Genomic DNA, 12,504 nt, shown 5'->3' on the forward strand with positions numbered 1-12,504 from the left:
TGGCGACTCAGTGTCAAAAAACCCACACCCCATCCCAGCCTTCCCCTCGTGAGAGGGGAAGGAGCTTAATCAGTTACTGGCTGTTTTCACCGGGGTATCTGGCTTTTTATCGTTACCCGCGATGTACGGGCTCCACGGCTGGGCGCGGATCGGTTTGTCGGTCTGCCAGACCACGTTGAACTGACCGTTGGATTCGATTTCGCCGATCATCACTGGTTTGTGCAGGTGATGGTTGGTTTTATCCATGGTCAGCGTGAAGCCGGACGGCGCAGCGAAGGTCTGCCCGGCCATGGCGGCGCGGACTTTATCCACATCCGTCGTGCCCGCTTTTTCCACCGCCTGCGCCCACATATGGATGCCGACATAGGTCGCTTCCATCGGGTCGTTGGTGACGGCGGTATCGGCATTTGGCAGTTTGTGTGCCTTAGCGTAAGCCTTCCATTCGGCGACGAATTTCTTGTTAGTCGGGTTATCGACAGACTGGAAGTAGTTCCACGCCGCGAGGTCACCGACCAGCGGTTTGGTGTCGATACCGCGCAGTTCTTCTTCGCCGACGGAGAACGCCACCACCGGCACATCCGTCGCTTTCACGCCCTGATTCGCCAGTTCTTTGTAGAACGGCACGTTGGAATCGCCGTTGATGGTGGAGATCACGGCGGTCTTGCCGCCTGCGGAGAATTTCTTAATGTTGGAAACGATGGTCTGATAATCGCTGTAACCGAACGGCGTATAGACTTCTTCGATGTCGCTGTCTTTCACGCCTTTCGAATGCAGGAAGGCGCGCAGGATTTTGTTGGTGGTGCGCGGATAGACGTAGTCAGTGCCGAGCAGGAAGAAGCGTTTGGCCGCGCCACCGTCTTCGCTCATCAGATATTCCACCGCCGGAATGGCCTGCTGGTTAGGCGCGGCACCGGTATAGAACACGTTTGGCGACATCTCTTCGCCTTCGTACTGCACCGGATAGAACAGCAGGCCGTTCAGTTCTTCAAACACCGGCAGCACGGATTTACGCGACACCGACGTCCAGCAGCCGAACACCACCGCGACTTTATCCTGCGTCAGCAACTGACGGGCTTTCTCGGCGAACAGCGGCCAGTTTGAGGCCGGATCGACCACCACCGGCTCCAGCTTTTTACCCAGTACGCCGCCTTTGGCGTTGATGTCGTCAATGGTCATCAGCGCGATGTCTTTCAGCGGGGTTTCCGAAATGGCCATGGTGCCGGAAAGCGAATGCATGATACCGACTTTGATGGTGTCGGCCGCCTGCGCGCTCCAGGCTAAACCCATGCTGACTACGGTGGCGGAAAGAGCAAAGGCTTTAATAAAACGTCGACGTTGCATAGATGAATCCTCTGTAAAATTGCTGTGATGTAAATAGGTTAAGAGAACGCTGTTATGGTGAAAGTCGAAAAAACATTTAAAAAAGTCATGACGGGTGGCCCTCGTCACTCTCCGCCCGCGCCCGGTGCAGCATATGCAAAGTAATTTTGCGCACCTCGGCTTTACTGACGGCAATGTGGTCGTGTAACTGGCGCTGCGCCTCCTCAGTGTGTTGTTGGATGATGGCGAGCAAAATGCTCGCGTGTTCTTTATAGGTGGCGTTCACACGCTCACCTTTGGTGAAATCCAGCCGCCGGATGATGCGGATTTTCTCCGTCAGCTCACGGTGGATACGCGCCATTTCGGCGTTTCCGGCTGCCGCCACCAGCGTCATGTGAAACTCTTCGTCATAACGCGACACCAGCTGACCCTCCGCCAGTTGCGGCTGATCGACCCAGAAGGCTTTCAGTTCCGCCAGTTGCAGCGGCTGAGCGGCAGGCGGCAGCGCACACAGACGCTTTACCGCTTCCAGTTCCAGCACGATGCGCAGGTCATACAGTTGCTCGAAAAAATCGAAATCGAACGGGCGAACCTGCCAGCCGCTGCGGAAAAACACTTCGACATAGCCTTCGTGCTCCAGCCAGAACAGCGCCTGACGCACCGGGGTGCGGCTGACGTCCATGCGGTCGGCGATGTCGTTTTCGCTGAACCGGTCGCCCGGCAGCAGGCGGAAGCTGAAAATGTCGTCTTTCAGCTGCTGATAAATCCGTTCCGCCAGCCCTTCCGGACGGTTTTTACTGCGTGAAGATTTCGGGTCCGTCAGTTGCATAAAATATTCCCCTGGATGTTTAAAACGGCGCTGACCTGCATTAAACGGCGGTATCCAGCCACAGCAGCGCATCACCTGGCCCGACCGGACGGCCTTGCTGGCAACTGATTTTCAGTACGGTACCGGCGCATGGCGCGTTGACCGACAGCTCCATTTTCATCGCTTCCACCACGATCAGCGGCTGGCCTGCTTCGACCTGCTGACCCGGTGCCACCAGAATTTTCCAGATATTGCCGTTGAGATCGGCGCTGACTAAATGACCGTCCTGATCCGCGTCGTCCTCCACTGACGGCACGGCATTGGCGGCGGCTTCCACGGCGGCGCTTTCGGCCTCATGCCAGTGCGCCACCTCGCGGGTAAAGGCTGCGGTTTGTCTGGCGCGGAAATCAGCAATATCGGCGGCGTTGTCGGCAAGAAATTGGGTGTATTGCGCAAAATCGAACTCAGTTTCTTCAATGGTGATTTGCGCGCGCCCTTCGCGGAACGCTTCGCGCTGAATTTCCAGTTCGGCTTCGGTCACTTCATAGAACCGCACCTGATCGAAGAAATGCAGCAGCCACGGCTCGCCGTTTTTAAACTGCTCATTCTTAAGAAACTTGTTCCAGATCGGCAGCGTGCGGCCGACCAGCTGATAGCCGCCCGGCGAATCCATGCCATAAATGCACATGTACATGCCGCCGATGCCGACCGTGCCTTCAGCGGTGAAAGTGCGCGCCGGGTTGTATTTGGAACTCAGCAGGCGATGGCGCGGATCGACCGGCACCGCGCACGGCGCGCCGAGGTAGACATCGCCCAGCCCGAGGATCAGGTAGCTGGCGTCGAAAATGATGTTTTTCACCTCGTCGCGGCTCGCCAGCCCGTTGGTGCGCTGGATGAAATCGACGTTATTTGGCAGCCACGGCGCATCGGCACGCACGGTTTGCTGATAGCGTTCGACCGCGCCAAGCGTGGCGGAATCTTCAAAGGCCATCGGCATATGCACGATGCGCGTCGGGATTTTCAGCTGGCTGACATCGGCCAGATTGTGTTCCAGCGTCAGCAAATGTTGCAGCAGCGCGGTCTGATGCAGCACGCGGCTGTCGTAGCGGATTTGCAGCGAGCGCACGCCCGGCGACAGTTCTTCTATCCCTTGCTGACCGGCGGCCCTGATGGCGTTCATCAGCAGGTAAATGCGCATACGTACCGCCAGATCCAGCACGTTATCGCCGTACTCAATCAGCACATAGCCGTCACCGGCCTGACGGTATTCCACCGACGGGCGTTCTGCCGTGGCCGGAAGCGCCGCAAGAATGGTGGCGGAAGCCGTGGTGTCCGGCAGCAACGACGGCACCGGCAGCGCCATTGCGTTGACCGGCAGCAGCGAATCGATCGTGCCTTGCTGCGCCCGTTCCAGCGCCTGCGCCTGCTCAAAACTGATCGGGTGGAAACGGATTTTATCGCCCGGTTTGACCTGGCCGACTTTCCACAATTCCGCGCTGGCGATGGTCACCGGACAGACGAAACCGCCGAGGCTTGGCCCGTCGCGGGTCAGAATGACCGGGAAGTCGCCGGTGAAATTGATCGCGCCAATGGCGTATTCGCAGTCATGCACGTTCGACGGATGCAGACCCGCTTCGCCGCCGTCCTGCCGCGCCCATTGCGGTTTCGGGCCGACCAGCCGCACGCCGAGGCGGTTGGAGTTGTAATGCACCTGCCATTCGGCGGCGAAGAAAGTGTCGATAGATTCCTGAGTAAAGAAATCCGGTGCGCCGTGCGGCCCGTAAAGCACGCCGATATTCCAGATATCGCCATACACCGGCACGAGAGTGTCTGCCGCCGCCTGCGGCACACTGACCGGTGCGGGCGTGGTGCAGGCCGCGAGTTCCGGCTGTGAAATGCTCAGCATGTCGGCGACGCGCAGCGTCCGGCCCGCGTGACCGCCAAACTGCCCGAGCGCGAAGGTCGAACGGCTGCCGAGATACACCGGCACGTCGAAGCCATTACGTACCGCGAGACAGGTGCGGCAGCCCCGCGTGGCGCGGCCAAGCGTCAGCGTCTGACCGGCTTTTACGTTCACCGGCTGCCAGTACGCCACTGTTTCGCCGTCGAGATCGGCCGGACAGCTTGCGCCGGTCAGCGCGATCACCGCGTCGCAATGAAAGCGCAGGGTTGGCCCCTGCAACGTAAATTCCAGACCGGCGGCATCAGGATGATTACCGACAATGCGGTTGGCGAGACGGAAGGCAAAATCGTCCATCGGGCCGGAAGGCGGCACGCCGATATCCCAGTAGCCGAGGCGTCCCGGATAATCCTGCACGCTGCTGTAGGTGCCGGGGGCGATCACTTCGATGACGTTGGGCGCATAAGCAAAACTGTCGAGCATGCGCGTCCACATTTCGCCGTCGCGGAACACCGGCGTGGCAACCACCTGACGCAGATAATCGATGTTGGTGGCGATGCCGTGCAGACGGGTGGCGGCCAGCGCAGCCGACATTTTCGCCAGTGCGTCCTGACGGTCGGTGCCGTGAACAATCAGTTTGGCGATCATCGGGTCGTAAAAGGCCGACACTTCACTGCCGGTAGACACCCAGCCGTCAACGCGCACGTCGTCGGGGAAAAAGACCTCGGTCAGCACGCCCGGACTCGGCTGGAAATTCTTCAGCGGATCTTCGGCGTAAATACGCACTTCCATCGACGCACCCTGCGGGGCTTTTTCCATTGCAGTCCAGTCCAGCGGTTGGTCTGCGGCGACGTTCAGCATGCAGTCAATCAGGTCCAGACCGGTGACCATTTCGGTGACCGGATGCTCAACCTGCAAGCGGGTATTCACTTCGAGAAAATAGAATTCGTCGCGCGCGGCGTCATAGATAAATTCAACGGTACCGGCGCTGCGGTAATCCACCGATTCACCGAGCTGCACGGCGGCGCGATGCAACGCCTCGCGGCTGGCCTGCGGCAGATTCGGCGCAGGGGTTTCCTCCACCACTTTCTGATTGCGGCGCTGCAACGAACAGTCGCGTTCGCCCAGCGCCACCACGCGGCCTTTGCCGTCGCCGAAAATCTGCACTTCGACGTGACGGGCGCGATCGACAAAGCGTTCGAGAAACACACCGGCGTCGCGGAAAAACTGTTCGCCGAGACGCTTTACGCTGTCCCACGCGGCGCGCAGTCCCGCTTCGTCGTCGCAGCGTGTCAGCCCAATGCCTCCGCCGCCTGCGGTACTTTTCAGCATCACCGGATAGCCGATGCCGGCCGCCGCCGTGACGGCCTCTTCAATGTTGCCGAGCAAACCGGTGCCCGGCGTCATCGGCACATTCGCGGCACCGGCCAGTTCACGGGCGCGGTGCTTGAGGCCAAACTCGCGGATTTGTCCGGCCGTCGGGCCGATAAACGCTATCCCCGCCGCCTCGCAGGCATCGGCAAACTCTGCGCTTTCGGATAAAAAGCCGTAACCCGGATAAATCGCCTGCGCGCCGGTTTCTTTCGCGGCGTCCAGAATTTTGTCGATCATCAGGTAGCTTTCGCTGGCCTTGTCACCGCCCAGCGCGATGGCAATATCGGCCTGCGCGACGTGCGGCGCGTTGCGGTCGGCATCGGAATAGACCGCCACGCTGGTGACGCCCAGACGTTTCAGCGTGCGGATCGCGCGGCAGGCAATTTCGCCACGGTTAGCAATCAATACGGTGTTGAACATCATCGTGGCTCCTCAGAGTTTTACCGGTGCAGTCAGGCTGTGGATGTAACTTCTCCAGCCACCAAAGGCGGTGATATCGGTGGCCTCGCTGATCGCCCACGGCTCGCAGATAAAACCTTTCACCGTGCGGCCATCGGCCAGTTCCAGCGTCCCGATCCCAAGCGGCGCCGGGATCTCCGCAACGAACTCACCAAAGCGCGCCAGCGGGATATCCCACAGTTCGACGATAATGGCGCTGCCGCCTTCCGCCCGTACCAGCCCCGGTTTTGGCGGTGTGGTATTGGCAAGGGCATAAAGCTTGTAGGCTGCGGCGGTGGTGGTCTGTTCGACGCGCACCGCATGGCGGCTGGTGAGCTGAACGTTCAGCGGCATGCCGGTCAGATGGGCGCCGACCACGGCGACGCGCACGCTGGCGGCACTGACCGGCGCGGGTGTCATGAATTCTTCGGATTTCACCGGCAGCCCGGTCGCGCCGAGCGGCAGGCTCAGACTGCGCTGCCACTGACGGCCAAAACTGGCCAGCGCATCGTCGTGCCACGCGGGCGCAATCAGCGTGATCCCGGCAGGCAGACCATCGGCGCGCAGGCTGGAAGGCAGCGCCAGCGCGGACAAATCCGCCAGATTGGTGAAGTTGGTGTAAATACCGAACTGCGAGTTATAGAGCACCGGCTCCTGCGCCATCTCCTGCTGCGTGCGGATGGTCGGCGACGTCGGCACCACCAGCGCATCGAACCCTTCCAGCGTCTGATTGATTTTGCGGGCCAGTTCCGCCCGTAAATACTCGGCGCGCCAGGCATCGCAGGCACTGTAATCCAGACCGCTGGCGACAATGCCGCGCACCACCGGATCCATCGCGTCGGGGTTGTCTTCAAAAATTTCGCCGACCGCCACGGTGCGTTCGGCGACCCACGCGCCGGAATACAACTGTCCGGCCAGTTCGCGGAACGGCGTGAAATCCACGGGTACAAGGGTGATGCCGCTGCTGTTCAGTCGTTCCAGCGCCTGATCGAACTCAAACTCCGCCAGTGCATCGCCAAAAAATTCCAGACTGTCCGGCACGGCAAAGCGCGGATGCGGAGACATGGCGACGGGCGCGGTAAGCGGATTTTTACGCGAATAGGCGTCGGCGGCGTCATAACCGCCCGCCGCGTGAGCGACGGTCTGGGCATCGGCGACGGTCAGGGCGAAAACCGAGACGGCGTCATTCAGGCGGCAGGCGGGCACCACGCCGGTATTCGACAGCCAGCCTTTGGTCGGTTTCAGCCCGACGACGTTGTTAAAGCCTGCCGGAACGCGCCCGGAACCGGCGGTGTCTGTGCCGAGCGAGAACGCCACCAGCCCGCGGGCCAGCACCGAGGCCGATCCGGAGCTGGAGCCGCCGCTGACAAAGTCGGGGTTGAAGGTATTGTTTACCGCGCCGTACGGTGAGCGGGTGCCCACCAGGCCGGTAGCAAACTGATCCAGATTGGTTTTACCGACCAGCACCGCGCCTTTGGCTTTCAGATTGGCGACGACGGTGGCATCCGCTTCCGCGGTATAGGCAAACGCCGGACAGGCCGCCGTGGTCGGCCAGCCTGCCACATCAATATTGTCTTTAACGGCAAACGGCACGCCAAACAGCGGCAGGGCGCTGAGCGATCCCCCTGTCTCTGCGCGCAGGCTTTCCAGATGATGAATTTGTGCTTCAAGCTGTTCCGCCGTGGCGAGATAAAGCCAGGCGTTATCGGTCTCACTCAGACTGCCGCGCACCAGCGAAAGCGTGGTACGAAGACTGTCCGGCGCGCTGCGATAATGTTGCTGCCACTCCCGCAAGGTAAAACCGCGATAGGGCGATGTGACGGTATCTGAAGTCAAAGCCATAGTGTGAATCCCATCTGGTATACAAGATTGAATTCATCTAAGCAAAGCCTGTGCCAGATTATTATCCCTTGATATTTCTGGGTTTAAGGTTGGTTGCATGACCGGCCTGTATAATTGTTGCACCACGCAAGTCATGCAACTGAACAAAAATGGGGCGAAAATTTGCGCTTTGTGCAGCTACCGTTCAAGGTAATTGCATTATGATTATTTCCAATAATGCTCAGGAAGGGCATATCTTTTAAATGCTGTCTTTCTCCGAAACTGTCTTTAGGAAACCCCTATTTAATGCAACTTCGTCATCTCTCTGAACGCCTGAAAAAGCTGTTGCTGGCGCTGATTCTGGTGATTATTACGCTGCTGGCTGTGCGGACTTATGACGCGTTGCAGGGACCGCCGCTTGAGCCGTGGCACAAACTGGTGCCGGACGAACTGAGTACGGAGCAGCTGGATAAGAGCGACTGGGCCGCGTATTTGCGTGCCGAGCAGCAGGCGTTTGTGGAAGTGAAGCAGCAGGTGACGGATAAGCTGGATCGCGAGGAGCGGATCCCGCTCAACCGTTATTACGATCGCAGCCCGATTTATCCGGAGCATTTTGCGCAGGACTGGAACCGCTCTTATGAGCTGATGCCCGACGGTAAGCCGGTCGGTGCGGTGGTGCTGTTGCATGGGCTGACGGATTCCCCGTACAGCCTGCGGCATATCGCAGAAGATTACCGTCGCCGTGGGTTTGTGGCGGTCGGTATCCGCCTGCCCGGTCATGGAACGGTACCCGGCGGTCTGACGCGGGTGGACTGGGAACAGTGGCTGGCGGCGACGCGGCTGGCGGTGCGTGAGGCGCGGCGTGTGGCAGGGACGGAGGTGCCGCTGCAACTGGTCGGTTTCTCCAATGGTGGCGCGCTGGCAATGAAATACACGCTGGATTCGCTCGATGATCCTGCACTGGCGCGTCCTTCCCGCGTGGTGCTGATCTCCCCGATGATTGGCGTGACAAGCTTTGCACGCTTCGCCGGATATGCGGGCTGGCCGGCCATTTTTCCGGCCTTCGCCAAAACCGCCTGGCTGAACCTGATGCCGGAATTTAACCCGTTTAAATACAATTCCTTCCCGGTGAAAGCCGCCCGGCAGTCTTATCTGCTGACCCATGTTTTACAGCAGCAGATCAGCCGGGACGCGGCATCCGGCAAGCTGGCACAGTTACCGCCGTTGCTGGCTTTTCAGTCTGTTGTCGATTCCACCGTCAGCGCCCGTGCGGTGGTGACGGCGCTGTTTAATCAGCTCCCCGCCAACGGCAGTCAGCTGGTGTTGTTTGATATTAACCGCAGTGCGTACGTCGGCCCGTTGCTGCGTCCGGCGTCAGAAACTGCCGTGGAGCGTTTGCTGCCTGCACCGCCACGCGCTTATCAGACGACGGTGATCACCAATGCCTCGCCGGATGATGCGGCGGCTGTGGCGAAAACCACGGCGGCGGGGCAGGGTGCGGTCACGGTCAGTCCGCTGGGGCTGAATTACCCGTCTGAATTCTATTCGTTATCGCACGTCGCGCTGCCTTTCCCGACGGACGATTCGCTGTACGGGCGCAATCCGCAGGGGCCTGCGCAGTTTGGTATCCGTCTGGGGACGCTGGCCGCCCGGGGTGAAAATGGCGCGCTGGTGGTGAGTATGGACCAGCTGATGCGGGTTTCGTCCAACCCGTTTTATCCCTATATGTTGCAGCGGATCACGGGCTTCTGATCAAGGCCGCTGAGGGTTTTTTTAAAAGTGCTTGCGATAATATCGCGCGCTATATATATTGGCGGCATGAACATGAAAACAGACATCGGCTCCACACAAAACGGCATGCTGCATCTGGATCAACAGATGTGTTTCGCGCTGTACTCCGCGAATCTGGCGCTGCATAAGGTTTACCGTAAATTGCTCGGCCAGCTCGACCTCACGTATCCGCAATATCTGGTGATGCTGGTGCTGTGGCAACGCGATGAAGTCACGGTGTCTGACATCGGCGAAAAACTGTTTCTGGATTCGGCGACGTTAACGCCGTTGCTCAAACGTCTCGAAGCCGCCGGTTTGCTGGTACGTCAGCGCGCCAAAGCCGACGAACGTCAGGTGATCATTTCCCTGACGGAGGCGGGCAAAACGTTACGCGACAAAGCGCAGGGCATTCCCGAAGCCATTCTGTGTGCCACGGAATGTGATGTCGGCGAAATCGTGGCACTGAAACAGCAGCTGGAAGTCTTACGGGCTAAACTTCAGGATAAAGCCTGAGTCTGAAGACGTTGAATCAGGTAAACAGACGAGTCTGAAAGCATTTTTAGCGTCGTCTGGTAGTATCAAATAAGTAGTGTGCGATTAAATCGTTTAAAATTTACTAATCTCTTTCACTGATAAGGAACGAAATATGTCTATTGAAAAAGTTGTGTATCGTGCTCATGCATCCGCTACCGGTGGCCGTGATGGCCGTGCGACTTCCGATGACGGCGTTCTTGACGTCAAACTGGGCGTACCTAAAGAAATGGGCGGCATGGGTGGCGGTACCAACCCTGAGCAGCTGTTTGCTGCCGGTTATTCCGCCTGTTTCCTCGGCGCACTGAAAGCCGTGGCCGCGCAGGAAAAAATTAAAATCCCTGCTGACGCTAAAATCGAAGGCGCGGTAGGTATTGGTGCGATTCCGGGCGGTTACGGTATCGAAGTGCAGCTGGATATCACCCTGCCGGGCTTTGAACGCAGCGAAGCCGAAGCACTGGTGGCAAAAGCGCATCAGGTTTGCCCGTACTCCAACGCGACCCGTGGCAATATCGACGTCACGCTGAACGTGAAATAACGCATCTGAAATAACGTGCTGTTCCGCAACGCCTGCACCAGGGATTGTTGTGACATAAAAAATGCAAAAATGTCAGGGAGGCTTCGGCCTCCTTTTTGCTTTTTAACGCCTTTTCTCATGGAAACGGAAAAGATTCAGAAAGAAAACACGACGCCGCTGTTCATGCGGAACAATTCTGAAAGCCGCATAAAACCTCATTCTCAGCATAATCTGTGAACCAGTCCGGCATAAACATGTCACAATGATTCCAGATTTTTCAAAATACGTTAGGAAAGTGACTTTTCATGAATAGAGTGAAGACTCTATCGCAGCAAAATATTTCTTTATTGTTAGCGATTTACATTGGCATCTTCCTGAATGTCTCTGTGTTCCAGCGCCGCTTTGCCGCATTGGTCAATCATTTCACGTCGGCAGAACTGGTTCAGGCTGTCACAGAAGTCTGTGCCATCGTCTTATTTACCTTTTTTGTTCTGCGTTTGCTCTCGCTGGGAGGACGGCTGTTTTTCCGCATTATCGCCAGTTTGCTGGTACTGATTTCCGTGGCGGCCAGCTACTACATGGTGATGTTCAATGTGGTGATCGGCTACGGCATTGTGGTGTCGGTCATGACCACCGACATCGATCTGAGCAAAGAGATCATTGGCTATCACCTGTTTATCTGGATGGCACTGGTCAGCGCGATACCGCTGTTCCTTATCTGGAAAAACAACCTGCGCCTGACGCTGATCGAACAGATAAAAACGCCGGGGCAGCGCCTCATACCGTTAGGCGTATTGCTGGCGGCGGTGCTGCTGGTCTGGCTGCCATTGCGGTCCCTTGATCACGCGCAGAGCGTGAATGAGAAAAAAACCAACGTGGATTTGCCGAGTTATGGCGGTGTGGTCGCGCACTCCTATCTGCCGTCTAACTGGCTGGCCGCGCTGGGTTTGTATGCGTATACGCAGGTGGATGAAAGCCGGGATGCGGGTAATTACTTTGATCCGGCGAAGAACTTCACCTACGTGGCGCCTGCTGACATTGATGACACTTATGTCGTGTTTATCATCGGTGAAACCACCCGCTGGGATCACATGGGCATTTTAGGTTACGAGCGCGATACCACGCCGCGCCTGTCTAAAGAGAAGAATCTGGTGGCGTTTCGCGGGACGTCCTGCGATACGGCCACTAAGCTCTCTCTGCGCTGTATGTTCGTGCGCGAAGGCGGTACGGCAGATAACCCGCAGCGTACCCTGAAAGAGCAGAATATCTTTGCCGTGATGAAGTCGCTGGGATTCACCTCCGAACTGTTCGCCATGCAAAGCGAGTTGTGGTTCTACAACAATGCCGACACCAATAATTTCTCCTTCCGCGAAATTATTGCCTCGGAAAAGCGCAACGACGGTAAGCCGGTCGATGACATGTTGCTGGTCAATGAGTTACAGGAATCCCTGAGAACGCATCCGAAAGGTAAGCATCTGGTGATCCTGCACACCAAAGGCTCGCACTATCTCTATTCCCAGCGTTATCCACGCAGTTACGCCCGCTATACGCCGGAATGTAAGAGCAACACCTGCACCAAAGCGGAACTGATCAATGCATTCGATAACAGCGTGCTGTACACCGATACCTTTATCGATAACGTGATTGATCAGCTGCGCGATAAGAAAGCGCTGGTGTTTTACGCGTCTGACCACGGTGAATCTATTGATGAGAACTCGCATCTGCACGGTACGCCGCGCGAGATGGCGCCGCCGGAGCAGTTCCGCGTGCCGATGATGGTGTGGGCTTCCGACAGTTTCCTCGAGCAGCCGGATCATAAACTGGCGTTTGAGCAATTGCAGGCGCAGCAGCGTATCGGCGCGAAGAAACGCCATGTTGAGTTATTCGACTCGATTCTGGGGTGTCTGGGTTACACCTCGCCAGATGGAGGTATTAATCCGGCGAATAACTGGTGTGCCAAACCTCAGGCAGAACAGAAGCTATAGGTCATTTTGGCAACGCATCGGATAATTTCTGGTCAGTCAG

The 12,504-nt window shown here is 57.7% G+C and carries 8 protein-coding genes; 4 read left to right on the forward strand and 4 right to left on the reverse strand.

The annotated features are described in order from the left end of the window. Positions 1–69 precede the first annotated feature (69 nt). From urtA to atzF, 4 genes are all read right to left on the reverse strand, one after another. Entirely contained in the window at positions 70–1,341 is a 1,272-nt protein-coding gene (urtA, locus tag J9880_RS08150; protein WP_119825515.1) for an urea ABC transporter substrate-binding protein, read from the reverse strand. 85 nt (positions 1,342–1,426) lie between these two features. Next, on the reverse strand, positions 1,427–2,149 hold the full coding sequence (locus tag J9880_RS08155; RefSeq protein WP_095923964.1) for a GntR family transcriptional regulator: 723 nt from the start codon (positions 2,147–2,149) through the stop codon (positions 1,427–1,429). Between the two features lie 40 nt (positions 2,150–2,189). Further along, on the reverse strand, positions 2,190–5,822 hold the full coding sequence (gene uca / locus J9880_RS08160; RefSeq protein WP_232770451.1) for an urea carboxylase: 3,633 nt from the start codon (positions 5,820–5,822) through the stop codon (positions 2,190–2,192). A gap of 12 nt (positions 5,823–5,834) precedes the next feature. Next, positions 5,835–7,682, reverse strand: coding sequence for an allophanate hydrolase (atzF, locus tag J9880_RS08165; RefSeq protein ID WP_232770297.1), 1,848 nt, complete (start codon positions 7,680–7,682; stop codon positions 5,835–5,837). Between the two features lie 285 nt (positions 7,683–7,967). Between atzF and J9880_RS08170 the strand changes: the two genes are divergently transcribed. The 4 genes from J9880_RS08170 (at position 7,968) to eptB (ending at position 12,464) form a co-directional block, all read left to right on the forward strand. After that, a complete protein-coding gene (locus J9880_RS08170) occupies positions 7,968–9,413 on the forward strand; it encodes an alpha/beta hydrolase (RefSeq protein ID WP_232770298.1) in 1,446 nt (481 codons plus the stop codon). 72 nt (positions 9,414–9,485) lie between these two features. Then, positions 9,486–9,944 (forward strand): MarR family winged helix-turn-helix transcriptional regulator, encoded by a 459-nt coding sequence (locus J9880_RS08175; protein ID WP_095923961.1) that lies wholly within the window; start codon positions 9,486–9,488, stop codon positions 9,942–9,944. Positions 9,945–10,077: 133 nt separating this feature from the next. After that, positions 10,078–10,500 (forward strand): organic hydroperoxide resistance protein, encoded by a 423-nt coding sequence (locus J9880_RS08180; protein ID WP_013573432.1) that lies wholly within the window; start codon positions 10,078–10,080, stop codon positions 10,498–10,500. A gap of 284 nt (positions 10,501–10,784) precedes the next feature. After that, entirely contained in the window at positions 10,785–12,464 is a 1,680-nt protein-coding gene (eptB, locus tag J9880_RS08185) for a kdo(2)-lipid A phosphoethanolamine 7''-transferase (protein ID WP_119825509.1), read from the forward strand. Positions 12,465–12,504 lie beyond the last annotated feature (40 nt).

It is taken from the genome of Rahnella victoriana, from assembly GCF_021276285.1.
GTDB lineage: Bacteria > Pseudomonadota > Gammaproteobacteria > Enterobacterales > Enterobacteriaceae > Rahnella > Rahnella victoriana.